Below are 14,778 nucleotides of genomic sequence, written 5' to 3' on the forward strand. Positions count from 1 at the left end.
TGCGGTCTTTGACTTTCTTCATGTCTATCTTAATGGGGCCGTCGATCATCACGCCAAAATCTGCAGCGCGCCTGGCCACGTACGCCGCACGGGCACTGGCTACTAAAGTTTTCGTTGGCACACAACCGGTATTAACACAGGTGCCGTGGAACAGCTTGCGCTCGATTACAGCAACTTTCATCCCCTCACCGGCCAACCTGGCTGAAAGCGACGGTCCCGCCTGTCCCGTACCAATTATGATTGCATCGAATTTTTTCATGAAGATTCCCTCCGTTTTATGTTGGTATTTTTTTTAGAGCCGCTCCGGCTCCTCGCCCTGAAAAACGGGTCTCGCCCCGTGGGATAAGTACCACTTTTGACAAAAATTATCTCCGCTTAACTATCCAACGGGGCGAGGGATCCTGCGCGGGCTTGTGCGCCTCCTCGATTGGTGGCGCTACGCGCATTATTTAGAGTCGCCTCCTTCGTCGGCTAACCTGCGGGGTCGCCCTCCGCAAAAATCCTTGTCATTTCGAATCACGACGTTTTTGTCGTGGTGAGAAATTTGACAACACAATTTTGGCAACTTAGTTAAATTAGTGCCTGCCAAAAAAACCAGAGTCGTCATTCTGAGCGCGAAATCCCGGATGCTACACTTTAAATAATTGGTTAGGGCGCGAAGAATCTCTTGCCGAGTTGCGAGATTCTTCGCACAGAAACGATCGCATTGAGACATCGTTTCCGGGAGTTTGTGCTCAGAATGACATCTGAGAACCCTTGAATATCGCTTCTAAAAGTTTTAAATCGTCGCGATACACTTTAACTCAATCGCAATCGGTGTTGGTAAACAATTGATCTCAACCGTCGTCCGGCACGGTTGATTGTCTTTAAAATACTCGGCGTAAATACGATTATAGGTTTTGAAATCATCTTTCATGTTCGTTAAAAAAACCGTCACATCCACGAGCTTATCCCAACTTGACCCCGCTTCTTCCAAAATCGTTTTGATATTTTTAAAAACCGAGTGGCATTGCGCTTCGATGTCGTAAGCAATCACGTTGCCATTTTCGCCCAATTCCACTCCCGGGATTTTGTTGGTTCCGCGTTCACGCGGCCCCACTCCCGAGAGAAAAAGTAAGTTGCCAACTTTTCGGGCATGTGGATACGCACCGACGGGTTCGGGTGCTTTTGATTCGAAATTTTCACTCATCTGAATTCTATTCTTTCAAAGTATTCTTTAAGCTGGCCTGCGAGTTTCTTCCCGTATAGCCTCTCAACGAAAATGAGATCGAGGTCATGTTTAGGTCGATCTGGATTTTGCCGCTCTATTTCTGTTCTAGTCCTTTTCATGAATCGAGCCGTAAGACGACGAGTAATCGTGAATCTCTCCGCTATGCTCATTTTGCGAATTCTCTCGAGCATGATCTTATCTGCCGGGTATAAACTTTCTATTCTCTCCTGAATCACAACTTCACACAAACATTTTTCGGTTCAGTAAAAAATCGCAACGCCTCCAAACCACCTTCACGGCCGAGCCCTGAGTTTTTCATGCCACCGAAAGGCGTGCGCAAATCACGCAGCATCCAGCAATTTATCCAGATGATCCCGGACTGCAGCAAGTTCGCAACTCGGTGAGCCCGGGTTAAATTTTCCGTCCAAATGGTTGCGGCGAGGCCGTATTGCGTGCTATTGGCTTGCATCAAAACGTCCTCTTCAGAATCGAAAGGCATGAGTGTCACCATCGGCCCGAATATTTCCTCCTGATTGGTTCGGCAATCATACGGCAAATTTTCAATTACCGTCGGCTCGACGAACCAACCATTTTCGCATCTGCCATTCAGGTTTACACGCTTGCCGCCGCATAAAATCGTGCCGCCTTCTTTTTGTGCGAGCTCCATGTAACTCAAGATTTTTTCCATGTGCGGCTGAGAAACGACTGCTCCTAAATTGGTGTCTTCGGATTGTGGATCACCGACTTTTAGTTCTTTGGAACGCTCAACGAAGTCATTTTTGAATTTATCATAAAGGGGTCGTTCAATAAAAATGCGTGAGCCGCATAAACAAATTTGCCCTTGATTCGCAAACGACGATCGCAGGGTTGTCTCCAGCATATCGTCATAATTGCAATCCGCAAAAATAATGTTTGGGTTTTTACCTCCCATTTCAAGATGCAGTTTTTTGAACAGGGGGGAGGCCTTTTGCGAAATATTCGCGCCGGTTTTTGTACTACCGGTAAATGTGATAATCGGAATCTGAGGATGCTCCGAAATTGCAGCGCCTACTTTGTGACCATAACCGTGCACAATATTCAAAACCCCCGGCGGCAGTCCGGCTTCAATACAAAGCTCGGCAAGCAAATAGGCCGTCATTGGCGTGACTTCCGAGGGCTTGGCAACCACACAATTTCCTGTCGCCAAAGCCGGAGTAATTTTCCAGCTAAACAAATACAGCGGTAAATTCCATGGCGAAATGCAGCCGGCTACACCAATTGGATTTCGGATGGTGTAATTAATGGCGCTTTGTTCCATGATGTGGGATTCGCTGGCAAACTGCATAATCGCGGTCGCAAAAAAACGAAAGTTGCTGGCGGCACGGGGAATGTCCACACTTTTGGCCAAAGCCACAGGTTTACCGTTGTCAACTGATTCTGCCATCGCCAGCTTATCGAGATTTTTCTCAATCAGGTCGGCGATTCGCATCATGATTTTCGCGCGTTGCTCAGCAGGAGTTACCGACCATTTAACAAACGCTTTCTCTGCAGCTGCAACAGCTAAATTGACGTCCCTTTCATCCGAATCGGGAATGTGAGAGTAGACCTCACCGGTCGCCGGATTGGTGTTGTCAATGTAGTCCCCCGAAATCGGAGTGTTGAGTTCGCCGTTGATATAGTTGCTAATTTTGTCCAATTGTTGATAAAATGTTTGAGTTTTCGAGTAATTTATTAGATTCTTTGAGGTAATTGGAGCTTAACGGAAAATTTTAACACATGAACACTTTAATACAATAACACTTTTTACAAGCTCAACGTCCTACCCCCATCCACCGGCAGGTTGATGCCGTTTATATATCCTGCCAAGGGAGAAGCCAAAAATGCGACGGCGTGAGCCATCTCCTCGGGCTCTGCAAAACGCCGTGCTGGAATTGCTGCCTTCATTCTTTTGGCCACTTCTTCAGTAGTCGAACCTGACTTTTGTGCGCTTGTTTGAATTAAAGAAGCCAATCTATTCGTCCGGGTGGCTCCGGGCAACACGTTGTTCACAGTAATTCCAAACCGCCCCAATTCCTCAGCTAAAGTTTTTGACCAGTTTGCCACTGCACCGCGGATTGTGTTGGAGACGCCCAACCCTTTGATGGGTTGTTTGACGGAAGTGGAGATGATATTGATAATCCGGCCATAGCGTTCTTCCTTCATCCCGGGAGCCAGCGCTTTGGCTAAAACCTGGTTGCAGAGCAAATGATTTGAAAATGCCTGAACGAACTCTTCTATTTCAGCTTTAAGAGCAGGACCGGAGGCGGGGCCGCCGGTATTATTTACTAGAATATGAACGGGTGGATTTTTAGAAATGTAATCTTGAATTTTTTCTTCAAGCCTGTCAACATCAATAAAATCAATTGCGATCAAATCGTGACTTTGACCGGAAGAGTTATTGAGCTCTTTTTTGACCTGGCGCAGGGCATCCTTGTTTCTGGCAACGAGGCAAATGCTCGCTCCCAAATTTGCCAGCTCAACAGCAACCGCTTTACCGATTCCTTGTGTGCTGCCACAAACGACTGCGCGTTTTCCAGTTAGATCGATTTTCATGACTCACTTTTCGTATAACTAAACCCAAGCGTTTTTCTTAATTCGGTTGGTAATTCAGGTAATTGCGATCTTGGGATCAAAAATGTTGAGATATTTGTTAGATCCGAAAAAATCTTGTGGCTTTCAGTTGTGACTTTTAGATACTGGTGGCCGGAAGATCCACCCGTGCCAATTTTGGTGCCTAACATGCGCTGCACCATCAGGGCGTGCCGGTAGCGCCAGGTTGTGAGAAGCTCGTCAATATCAATCAGGGTGGTCAAAAAGCTGAAAGGCAGATGCAGTATCGGCTCGTCGCGGTATAAGTTAATTAAGAGCGCCGCTTGAGTTGCCTGGTAAGAAAGCCGGCGAAAACCTTTTTGCACCAGGTCATTATGTTTTTTTTCATCGAAAATCGCTGTAGAACTCTTTGCGGTTTTTTCAAATTCGGTTAACTCTTGTGCCCTTACTTCGTCAGAAAGCGTGGGATTGTTTTCAATTATCTCTTTATCTTTTCTCAGTGCGTTTTCTACGGCAGATTGGTAACTCTTCCAGAAGTTAAAGCCTTTAAAATCCACGAATGGTGTGCGTTCGAGCCAGATTTCAACGAGGTTAAAAAGTGTCGGGGCGCTTTCGGAATTTATGACAAGTTCCTGGTGCTCGGGAGATAAGCGAGAGTAATATGCGCCTTTCTCAAACAGTTTACGCTGGTCAGGATTAAGTCCCAGTTTATTCTCGATGAGCCGGAATTGATAACTCTGGAATCCAGAGGCCGGTACTAAATAATCACGAAACTCAAGAAAGTCTAACGGCGTCATGGTCTCGAGGATTCTTATTTGATCCACAAGAAGTTTTTGAATTTCGGTAATGCGCCTGAGCCTGGCAACTGCAGTTCCAACGTCTTTTTCATTGACATAATCGCCTTTAAAAATTTCAATGACCGAATCGAGCTCGTGCAGGATTTGCTTAAACCAGAGTTCATAAGCCTGGTGAATAATGATGAACAAAACTTCATCGTGAGCGAGTTTCTCGCCGTATTCTTGGCTCTTCGGATGTTGACTGTTTAGAATTTGGTCAAGTTTTAAGTAATCGGAATAATAAAGGGGAGGGATAGCTTTTTTCATTGATACTTTCCTTATGTTGATTCATCCTATTAAAATTAAAGAAAAAAGTCAAGTCATTTTTAAATAGACCTTTCCATTTGCTTTTATACTAATTATAACTTTTTATTGACAGTTGCCATAATAATTGCTACATTTTTGCCAATTTTTTACGAACTTCTATCCTTTCTTTTAGAGTGGTAAAATCAAAATGAGACGACCCCATATGGAGCTTACTCTTCAATGAAGTGTGTCTTCTCTCAAAAAACAAACTTACGGGGTAACACAAATCTAAATAAAGCACAGGAGGTGGCAAAAGGAGGTGATGTCCACTACTTGCTAGATTCTAAAGTGGTTTTATAAATTGAAGGAAAGTAATCTTATTTACTCACTAACTTTGGAGGTCAAAATGATTGGAAGAAAAACCAAAACATTAGCCTCAGTTTTACTGCTTTGCGTGTTTTGTTGTACAGCCCAGCTCTTTTCGCAAGAGCGTGGCACAATTACCGGTAAGATCGTGACTTCTGAATCTGCAGAGCCTTTGCCGGGTGCAAATGTCACTGTGATTGGCACTTTGAGAGGGTCAAGTACCAATGTAAACGGCGTTTATATTCTCAATATTCAGCCCGGTAGTTATACGATCCGAGCAACGTTCATTGGTTACGGTTCGGTTGAAAAGGAAGTCCAGATCGTTGCAGGAGAAACCGTGGATGTTGATTTTGATCTTGCTGAAAGTCCGGTTCAATTTGGTGAAAGTCTGGTCGTGGTAGGGTCTCGTCAAGCCCGCACAGCGGTTGAAACCCCTGTTCCGATAGATGTGATCTCGGCTGCCGAAATACACCGATCTCCGGCATTGGAAATTAACCAAGTATTGACCTACCTCGCTCCTTCTTTCAACGCATCTCATCAGACTATCGGAGATGGCACTGACCATATCAACCCGGCAAGTTTGCGTGGTTTAGGTCCGGATCAAGTTTTGGTCTTGGTTAACGGCAAACGTCGCCACCAGTCTGCTTTGGTGCATGTTAATGGAACTTTCGGTAGAGGTAGTGTCGGGGTCGACTTGAATTCGATTCCTAAGGCAGCCATCAAGCGAATTGAGGTTTTGCGCGATGGTGCTGCTGCTCAATATGGCTCGGACGCTATTGCTGGTGTCATCAACATTGTCTTAAAAGAACAAACCCAAAGCATCGAGGTGAACAGCATGGCCGGAACGACCGGCGAGGGCGATGGCGATCAGATTTCGCTCGACGCCAATTATGGCTTCAGTATCGGTGACAGAGGCTTTTTCAACGTTACAGGTGTTTTTTATGACAGAGGCCGGACAAATCGTTCAGGTACATGGACTCGCGATATCTTTCCCGGCATCTCCGGAGAAGCAGCCACAGATGCGGAACTTAGTAGAATCGGCATGACCCGGGACGATTTCTCTATGAAAACCGGGCAAGCAAAATCAACGGTAGGCATGGCATTTTTTAATTCGGCCTATCAATTGTCAGACGATGCCGAGCTTTATGGATCCGGTGGAATATCACATCGGAAAGGCAAGGCGACTGGATTTTTCAGGTTGCCTAATTCAGAAGCAAGAGTTGTTCCTGAACTTTTTGAATTTGGGTTCCTGCCCGAAATTTATACGGAAATCGTTGACAGATCTTTCACGGCTGGATTGCGTGGAAACCGCCACGGTTGGGATATTGACTTGAGCGTAACTCACGGTGGAAACAGCTTTCAATTCAATATCGAAAACACCAACAACGCTTCTCAGGGCACAGCCAGTCCTCTGACATTTGATGCAGGCAGGCTCAGTTTTAACCAAACTTCCGGAAACCTGGATGTCGTGCGGCCCATAGACACAAACGGCTCAATCAATGCTCTTACTTTTGCGTTTGGTGGTGAATTCAGAATAGATAACTACCAGATAGAGGCCGGCGATGCCGCATCCTGGATGTTGGGAAACGGCGGCGATAGACCAGGTGTGGATTTCGATACCACTTCGTCCGGTTCACCAAAAGCCCCGGGATCACAAGTTTTTCCTGGATTTCAGCCAGCAAATGAGGTGGATCGGTACAGAAATAGTATCGCTGTTTATGTTGGACTTGAAACTGAACTCAGCGACCAATTCCTCGTTGATGTAGGTGGACGTTATGAAAACTACAATGATTTCGGTTCTACCTGGAACGGTAAGATAGCCGCGCGTTTTGAAGTCGCCGAAAATTTTGCCCTTCGTGGTGCAATAAGTAACGGCTTTCGTGCACCATCGCTGCATCAAGCCTGGTTCAACAACGTAAGTACGCAATTCCTGATCGATCCGGTTAGCGGCGAAATAGTGCCAAACCAGGTGTTGACCGCTAACAATAAAAGTTCAGTGACCAAAGCATTTGGCATTGCTGCACTTAAAGAAGAAACCTCGGTCAACTTCAGCGGAGGATTTACCGCCAGACCCCATCCCAAGTTTTCAATCACAGCCGATGCTTATTTCATTACGATTGACGACAGAATTGTGCTAACAAGTAGATTTACCGACGGCAACCCAGCATTTGCTTCAATTTTGGAGCCATTTAAGGATGCAGGTGTGAGTCAGGCACAGTTCTTCTCCAATGCTGTTGACACAGAAACGAAGGGTCTGGACATCGTCGCAGCGTTCTTCACCACAATGGGAGAAGGCAAATTGGACGTCAATCTGGCAGCCAATTTCACCGACACCGAAGTTACAGCTATTAACGTGCCGAGTGGATTGGCGGATTTGGCTGGTACCGGCGAGGACGTAACGAGTACGTTATTCAATCGTGAAGAACGGAACCGGCTCGAAGATGCCCTGCCAAGAACCAAGGGAAGCCTCGGAGCCAGGTATTCACAAGGTCGATTTAGCATTGGAACGCGTGCTTCATACTTTGGTAGTGTTGAATACAAGCCAACGAATTCTGATAACGATGAAACATTTGACGCCAAAGTGCTCTTTGATGTTGACCTTTCTTTGGAACTGATTAGCGGCGCAACATTCACCATCGGCGCCAATAATGTTTTCGATACTTTCCCGGATGAGCATGAGAAGGGGCGTACAGTGGGTGATAATCGAAGCAACGAAAGATTCATCTATAGCAGAAGAGTCACGCAGTTTGGCATGAACGGTGGTTTTTACTACGGGAAAATTTCTCTCAATCTGTAGACTACACCACTTTTAACAAAAAAGAAAGCCCCTACCCAAAAGAATTCGGGTAGGGGCTTTTTGTTTGTGAAGTTTGGAAAAATAAAATCTTGTGAGGATACTAGGCGGAGTAAAAACCGGACAAGGTCTCTCGAATCTTTTCAATCTCTTCCAAAACCTCCGGGTTTGCCAGGGCGGTGCGGTTCTTCACGTCTTTACCGGCTAACACTGCTTTGACACTTAGCTCAACAGTCTTGCCGCTTCTAGTGACCGGCACGCCTGAAATTTGAAAAATATGCTTCGGGACATGTCTTGGTGACTCTTCTTTCCGAATAACTTGCCGAATTTTTTTCTCTAATTCATCATTAAGAGTTTTACCGGTCTGCAGAACCACAAACAAGGTTACAACTTCATCAACCTCGCCGGACGGTGTCCAGCCAACCACAACAGCGCCGCTGATTTGTGAAAAATGATCGAGCGCAGAGTAAATCTCGGCGCTGCCGATTCGTACACCCCCCGGGTTTAAAGTAGCATCGCTGCGCCCATGAACGATGACGCCGCCGTTTTGGGTGAATTCGACATAATCGCCGTGGCGCCAGAGTCCAGGGTAGACATCGAAATAGGCACTTTTATATTTAGCGCCATCGGGATCGTTCAAAAAATAAATCGGCATTGAGGGCATCGATTGGCGGCAGACCAGCTCCCCCGGCTGGCCAAAAACAGATTCGCCATTTTCGTTTAAAGCAGCCAGGTCTACTCCCAAACCTTTGCACTGAATCTCGCCCGGGAAAACCGGCAAATTTGGATTTCCTAAAATAAAACAAGAGACAATATCCGTGCCTCCTGAAATTCCAGCCAAATGAACATCTTGTTTTACCCTGTCATAAATCCAGCGAAATCCATTTTTGGAGAGGGGCGAACCCGTGTACAGAATTGTGGAAAGCGCTGGCAACTCGCCAAGCTGACGCGGCTGAATTTTGGGCCGACTCTTCATACAGCTTTCAATAAAACGGCCGCTTGTTCCGAAGTGGGAGATTTTTTTTTCATTTACAAACTGCCAGATAGCAGTTAAATCGGGGTATCCCGGGTTGCCGTCATAAAGACAGATCTTGGTACCCAGTGATAAAGCTGAAAGCTGCCAGTTCCACATCATCCAGCCGCAAGTCGTGAAAAAGAGTAAACTGTCCTTAACCGTAAGATTAGAATGAAGCTGTAATTCTTTACGATGTTGGATGAGAGTTCCTCCAGCGCCGTGAACAATGCATTTTGGAGCACCGGTTGTTCCTGATGAAAATAAAATATAGAGCGGGTGATCGAAGGGGAGCTGGGCAAATTCTAATTCCGGATCATCTTCCGCACCAAGAAACTCTTGCCACGACTTATCTCCAAGTAAGTTTGCCTCTCCAACCGGGTAAGGAATCGAAACAATGGTTTGGATAGAGGGGATTTTAGCTTTCAGTTGCTTAACGACATTGTCTGTCCGAAAGATTTTGCCGCTGTATTGATAATGGGTAGTTGTAAAAATTAATTTTGGTTTGACTTGTTGAAAGCGATCGCAAATTGCATTTAAGCCGAAATCCGGTGAAGCGCTGCTCCAGACGGCGCCGATACTTGCACATGCCAGGCAAGCCACGATTGCCTCAGGGACATTTGCAATGTAGCCGGCTACTTTGTCTCCTGTGCTGATGCCGGCTTCTTTGAGACCTCTTGCACATCGGGCAACTAATTTTCTCAGCTCGTCAAAAGTGATTTCATCGCGAAAGGAGTCATTTTCGACGCAATAAAGTATCGCTGTTCCTTTAAAGTTTCGGGCGAAAATATTTTCAGAAAAATTCAAGCGCATGCCGGAAAACCACTTTGCTCCCGGCATTTTGTGTGTATCCAGCACATGTGTGTGATCTTGACTGACTTTGATGTCGGTAAATTCAGCAAACGATTCCCAGAAATCCTCTAGATTGTCAATGCTCCATTGATGAAGTAAATCATAACTTGGGAAGGTTGTTCCCGTTTTGTTACTTAACCAATCCGTGAACGTGGTCATGTTTGTGGACTTAATAAAATCTAATGAAGGTTTCCAGAGAATTTTGGACATTTAAAAAGTCCTTTCTGTTTAAGATCCTTGAATAAAGGTTGGAAAAAGATTTTACAAAAGGGGTGTTTTAATGTCAAGAAAATACCAATTGATAACGAGAAGAATTGTCGGTGTCTAACTGGAGATTTGTTCAGGAGGGTAGGAGGTTTATAAAGGAGGGATTCGAGGATAAGACCCTTTTTTGAGCCTTATCCCCAAATCACTAATGAAGCCTAAGTATTTAGTTTCTTTGAAATGTATCTTGCAAATCTAAAGATGCAATAGAACGATTCAGCACAGTAAAACTCTTTGTCGCTTCGACAATTTGACCGGTTGCTTCATCAAGAATTCGAATAGTTAGATCGTATTCTCCACCCAGGAATTGGTCGACATTAAGCCTAACGCTGTGAGCCGCGGTCGTGCCGGGTATCTTATGGACTCGCTGAAATTTCTTAATCTTCTCGGTCTCTTTGTTGAAAATCGAAAAGTAAGCTGTATAATTATAATTCAATTTTTCTGGTTGATATGTGAGGTTGTAAATTTCAAAATATAAGTGAATGTCAGCCGAGCCATTTGCAAAGATGGGAACAGCACATGGTTCGACATAGCGTTTGTTTTTTACAAATGACCGGTCATCACTACAAAGTTCAATTTTTTGGCTGAATTGAATGTCACTCAGGTGGAGTTTGTTTTCTTTAAAATCCTGAGCGTTGAACACTTCCTCAACTGCGGAAGTCTTTTGAGTTTCGCGATCTGTCACCTGGACTTTGATTGAATATGTGCCCGGCTCGAAAGTAAATGCAACCATCGAAAGCCTGGCTTTTTCGGTCGACTTGGTTTCATCAAAAGTTTTAACATCAAAAACGTCGCGATTTGTGTACGTTTCGACGACATTATTGTTTTCATCTACAATTGATAATTCCATGTCATAGCCACTCTGGAACCGTTTTCTGTACTTTATGAATTGTAAGTCACTATAATTAATTTGAATATAGAATTCTGTATAAGTTAGATTGTCAACTCCTTGAAAATTAGAATAATCAATGTAAAATCTTGGGCCTTCCCCAATCGCTTCAAAGGGTGTAGTTGGCGGTGTTGAGTTTTTTGAGGGAGGGGGGGCGGCGAACAAATTTGAAACTAAAAGTGCTGTTGCGAGGAATGGGAATGTTGCTCTCATGGGTGCTCTCCAAAGTTAGAAAACCTTAATACATATAACCGGACTTATTTTTATATATCGGAAGTAACATTTTTTTAATGATACCCCAATTGCAAAAAATGGTGAAAAATATGTAATAATCTCTAAATAGAGAGAATTGGTTGAAGTCAAAAAACTCTCAAAGTAAAATATGAGTGTATTTAGAATCAGCTTTGTTCTTGTTGAAAGTAAGGTTGTAAATTTGGTTTTGATAATAAGTATCGGAGATAGCGGTTTTAATGAGGATGAGGAAAAAAAATAAAGGCATGAAGTTTGGGTAACATTGAATGCTGGAGGGAAGACCTAATGGCTAATGTTGCCCAGAATATTGCAACACCATAATACTTTAAAAATCTAAATATTTTTTCTGACACCCATGAATAATTTTTGTTAATTAAATTAGTAGTAGCTTGCAGCCTGGGGCTATTGGGTCTGGCTGCCTTTGCTACGGACCGTCGCACAAAAGAAATCGGCGTGCGAAAAGTGCTCGGGGGTACAGTGGCGAATGTCACCGCGCTGCTGTCAAAAAATTTCATCAAACTCGTGCTGGTGGCGAACCTCATCGCCTGGCCGGTGGCATGGTTTGCCATGAACAAATGGCTGCAAAATTTCGTCTATCGCATCGAGGTTTCGTGGTGGGTGTTTGCGCTGGCCGGTGGGCTGGCGCTGGTGATTGCGCTGCTGACGGTGAGCACGCAGGCGATCCGGGCGGCGCTGGCGAATCCGGTGGACAGTTTGCGGTATGAGTAGAATGAACCAAAAACTGGCTGGCTAGAAGGTAAGGAGCAGAAAATGAAATCGTTGATTGTTTTTATATTTTTTTTCTTAATGGGTATTTCAAATACTATTGGACAGACGATAAGCACCTCCATTCCAAAAAAAGTCAAGAAATCTGAAAAATACTTATTTTATCTACATGGTGGCATCATACAGGCTCAGGGAATAGATGCAATTAGTCCCTATTGGGGTCGTTATGAATACACCAGCATATTGGATACTTTATCAAGTTATGGATTCAACGTTATCAGTGAAGCAAGACCAAAAGACACGGACGAGTCAGAATATGCTGACAAGATAGCAAAGGAAATAAATCGGAAAGTTTGGGATAAACTCAAGAAAAATGTATTAGAGGAGTAGTTGAAAACAGAAAAACCGATTGTTGTAGATACGAACATCATAATTTCATCACTACTAAACCGAAAGTCTCCCTTCCTCGAACTACTATTAACAAAGAAGCACCAATTCTATATTTGTGAAATGAGCATCATCGAACTTTTTAATAACAAAGAGAGAATTATCAAATTCAGCAAGCTCCAGGAGGACGAACTTACAAAAGTCTTTCACATCTTACTCAAAAATCTGAATCTGTTCAAAGAGAACTTAATTGAAAAGCCAAATTGGCAGAAAGCCTATCAGTTGTGCAAAGACATTGACGAAACCGACACCCCGTTTGTTGCTCTTACCTTCGAGCTTGACGGCCTCTTACTAACAGGAGACAAAAAGCTAAAAGCAAAATTAGAAAGAAAGGGATTCGACTCGTTTTATGAGTACGCAAAAACTCGAAAATAAAGGGCGTATTTTAGGTGTCATTTCTATTCTGGCTTATTTTTCTCCAATCGTCTTTGAAGGGAAGGAGCCGCCGCCCTTTGGATCTATTGGCCTGGCGGGCTTCCTGTTCAGCCGTCAAAAATCGTTCATTCAGGCGGAACCGGCGTCTCCACCACAGACTCGACTTCCGAACTCTCCTCTTCCGTGACAACCGTTATCCCTTCTGCAGAGATCGGGTTCCTGCGCATGAACGAGGGCCGGAAGCCAAAATCGATCAAGCGCTCATCGCGGCTGCCAGGCGTATGATTAGGAAGAAATTATCCAATAGCAATTATTCTTTATTTTTTATGTGATATTGTTGACTTTTTTTCTAATTCTAATTAGGTTGAGGCAAGTTGAGAGGTATCCAGTTTCCTATGGATGATATTCAGTTGCACAAAGACAGATATCATTACAAATTACAGCTTATACTGTTAAAAGATAAATAAATGGTCGGAGATCATTACATTTTTCAAGATATCAAAAAACTGAAGAATTACTTGTTAGGCCAACACGAAATCTGAGATTGAAATGTCAGGCATTGGTTTGCTAAATGAAAAGCCGCTTCATGCATCGTTGAAGGAGTGGTACGCAAAGCCGGGAGATCAGTTTGAAGTACCGGTTGATGGATTTGTGATCGATATCGTTCGAGATGATCTATTACTGGAAATCCAGACAGGCAATTTCGCATCCATTAAGTCGAAGCTGAGAGAACTGGTACGTGCCCATCAGATACGATTGATCTACCCGATAGCTCAAGAGAAATGGATCGTCAAGCAAGCAAAGGATAACAGTGGTGGAGTAACTCGCCGTAAGTCGCCAAAGAGAGGGCGGGTGGAGGAACTGTTCCGGGAAATGGTGAGCTTCCCACATCTGCTTTTGAATCCCAACTTCTCACTCGAAGTATTGCTGATAAACGAAGAAGAGGTGAGGCGGTATGAGGGGAAGGGAAAATGGCGTAGGAGAGGGTGGGTCATCGAGGAGCGTCGTTTGCTTAGAGTAGTTGATCGAAGGTTGTTTTGGAAAGCAGGAGATGTGCAGGCGCTCCTTCCTGAAAAGATAGGAGAATCATTTACCACAAGAGACTTGGTAGATGCGATGGGCGTTAGGATACAATTAGCGCAGAAGATGGCCTATTGTCTACATAAAGCGAGAGTGATCGAGTTAATAGGCAAACGGGGGCGTGCCAATCTATATGGAGTTGCCGGCACCTAACAAAGCTAATTCTCGTGCCGACGCAAAAAGCGTGCGCGGCTGATTTGCGACGTTATCAGAACACAGTTGTACTTGCATCACTGGTTTGATAAATATAGCCGGAATCCAGTCACAACAAGCACAAATTAGGGAGGATATCAAATGAGAAAAGGTTTTTTGGTTTTATCGATTTTCGTGTTAGGCCCGCTTTTGCTTCAAGGGGCGGAACCGCCGGCGGAATACGCCAAAAATTGGCCGCAGTGGCGAGGTCCACTCGCAAACGGCGTCGCGCCTTATGGCAATCCTCCGGTAGAATGGAGTGAAAGCAAGAATTTAAAATGGAAAATTGAAATCCCGGGAAAAGGACACGCGACTCCAATCATATGGGATGAGCAAATTTTTATATTAACCGCTATTGAAACCGATAAAAAAGGGGACCCAAAGCCGCAAGCTGAAATGCAAACCCGGCCCCGGGGTCAACGGCCTCGCGGTCGAGGCAGGCGCAGAGGCGGTCCTCCGCGGGTTTCAACCTCGTTTGTTTATAAATTTGAGATTCTGTCTATCAACCGCTCAGATGGCAAAATCCGTTGGCAGAAGACAGCCCGTGAGGAGATGCCGCACCAGGGCACGCATGGTACTTCCACCTGGGCCTCCAATTCACCGGTCACGGATGGTGAGCATGTCTATGTATACTTTGGCTCACGTAGCTTGTATTGCTATGACATGCAG

General features: G+C 44.6%; 13 protein-coding genes. 6 read left to right on the plus strand and 7 right to left on the minus strand.

Going from position 1 to position 14,778, the window contains the following annotated elements; genetic code table 11:
* The 5 genes from IH879_09040 to IH879_09060 all read right to left on the minus strand — a co-directional run.
* On the minus strand, positions 1-259 hold a 259-nt coding region (locus IH879_09040), incomplete at its 3' end, for an FAD-dependent oxidoreductase (GenBank protein ID MCH7675085.1).
* Positions 260-778: 519 nt separating this feature from the next.
* A complete protein-coding gene (locus IH879_09045) occupies positions 779-1,189 on the minus strand; it encodes a RidA family protein (protein ID MCH7675086.1) in 411 nt (136 codons plus the stop codon).
* 253 nt (positions 1,190-1,442) lie between these two features.
* A complete protein-coding gene (locus tag IH879_09050; protein ID MCH7675087.1) occupies positions 1,443-2,885 on the minus strand; it encodes an aldehyde dehydrogenase in 1,443 nt (480 codons plus the stop codon).
* Positions 2,886-2,992: 107 nt separating this feature from the next.
* Complete coding sequence (locus IH879_09055) at positions 2,993-3,781, minus strand: SDR family oxidoreductase (protein ID MCH7675088.1); 789 nt, start codon at positions 3,779-3,781, stop codon at positions 2,993-2,995.
* Complete coding sequence (locus IH879_09060; GenBank protein MCH7675089.1) at positions 3,778-4,881, minus strand: tryptophan 2,3-dioxygenase; 1,104 nt, start codon at positions 4,879-4,881, stop codon at positions 3,778-3,780. The genes IH879_09055 and IH879_09060 overlap by 4 nt, the downstream gene beginning before the upstream one ends.
* Before the next feature lie 385 nt (positions 4,882-5,266).
* On the opposite strand from IH879_09060, the gene IH879_09065 reads away from it, so the two are divergent.
* Positions 5,267-8,023, plus strand: coding sequence for a TonB-dependent receptor (locus tag IH879_09065; protein MCH7675090.1), 2,757 nt, complete (start codon positions 5,267-5,269; stop codon positions 8,021-8,023).
* Positions 8,024-8,123: 100 nt separating this feature from the next.
* Here IH879_09065 and IH879_09070 read toward each other — a convergent pair whose 3' ends face one another.
* Together IH879_09070 and IH879_09075 are read right to left on the minus strand one after the other, a co-directional pair.
* Positions 8,124-10,094 (minus strand): acetoacetate--CoA ligase, encoded by a 1,971-nt coding sequence (locus IH879_09070; protein ID MCH7675091.1) that lies wholly within the window; start codon positions 10,092-10,094, stop codon positions 8,124-8,126.
* Positions 10,095-10,314: 220 nt separating this feature from the next.
* Positions 10,315-11,250, minus strand: a complete 936-nt coding sequence (locus IH879_09075) for a hypothetical protein (protein ID MCH7675092.1) — start codon at positions 11,248-11,250, stop codon at positions 10,315-10,317.
* Between the two features lie 405 nt (positions 11,251-11,655).
* Between IH879_09075 and IH879_09080 the strand changes: the two genes are divergently transcribed.
* The 5 genes from IH879_09080 to IH879_09100 form a co-directional block, all read left to right on the plus strand.
* Positions 11,656-12,018 carry a hypothetical protein gene (locus tag IH879_09080; GenBank protein MCH7675093.1) on the plus strand — a complete coding sequence of 121 codons (363 nt, stop codon included), beginning with the start codon at positions 11,656-11,658 and terminating at the stop codon, positions 12,016-12,018.
* 42 nt (positions 12,019-12,060) lie between these two features.
* Positions 12,061-12,405: a hypothetical protein gene (locus IH879_09085; GenBank protein MCH7675094.1), complete on the plus strand. Its 345-nt coding sequence runs from the start codon at positions 12,061-12,063 to the stop codon at positions 12,403-12,405.
* Complete coding sequence (locus IH879_09090; protein MCH7675095.1) at positions 12,406-12,837, plus strand: PIN domain-containing protein; 432 nt, start codon at positions 12,406-12,408, stop codon at positions 12,835-12,837.
* A 549-nt stretch (positions 12,838-13,386) separates the two neighbouring features.
* Positions 13,387-14,070 carry a hypothetical protein gene (locus tag IH879_09095; protein ID MCH7675096.1) on the plus strand — a complete coding sequence of 228 codons (684 nt, stop codon included), beginning with the start codon at positions 13,387-13,389 and terminating at the stop codon, positions 14,068-14,070.
* A gap of 141 nt (positions 14,071-14,211) precedes the next feature.
* The coding region (locus IH879_09100; GenBank protein MCH7675097.1) for a PQQ-binding-like beta-propeller repeat protein at positions 14,212-14,778 on the plus strand (567 nt) is incomplete at its 3' end.

The organism is candidate division KSB1 bacterium, from assembly GCA_022562085.1.
GTDB lineage: Bacteria > Zhuqueibacterota > Zhuqueibacteria > Oceanimicrobiales > Oceanimicrobiaceae > Oceanimicrobium.

Bases quoted from the DNA above. Each gene is read 5' to 3' on its own strand.
- IH879_09095 (MCH7675096.1), top strand. From the start codon at position 13,387: ATGTCAGGCATTGGTTTGCTAAATGAAAAGCCGCTTCATGCATCGTTG.
- IH879_09045 (MCH7675086.1), bottom strand. From the start codon at position 1,189: ATGAGTGAAAATTTCGAATCAAAAGCACCCGAACCCGTCGGTGCGTAT.
- IH879_09085 (MCH7675094.1), top strand. From the start codon at position 12,061: ATGAAATCGTTGATTGTTTTTATATTTTTTTTCTTAATGGGTATTTCA.
- IH879_09055 (MCH7675088.1), bottom strand. From the start codon at position 3,781: ATGAAAATCGATCTAACTGGAAAACGCGCAGTCGTTTGTGGCAGCACA.
- IH879_09065 (MCH7675090.1), top strand. From the start codon at position 5,267: ATGATTGGAAGAAAAACCAAAACATTAGCCTCAGTTTTACTGCTTTGC.
- IH879_09075 (MCH7675092.1), bottom strand. From the start codon at position 11,250: ATGAGAGCAACATTCCCATTCCTCGCAACAGCACTTTTAGTTTCAAAT.
- IH879_09060 (MCH7675089.1), bottom strand. From the start codon at position 4,881: ATGAAAAAAGCTATCCCTCCCCTTTATTATTCCGATTACTTAAAACTT.
- IH879_09070 (MCH7675091.1), bottom strand. From the start codon at position 10,094: ATGTCCAAAATTCTCTGGAAACCTTCATTAGATTTTATTAAGTCCACA.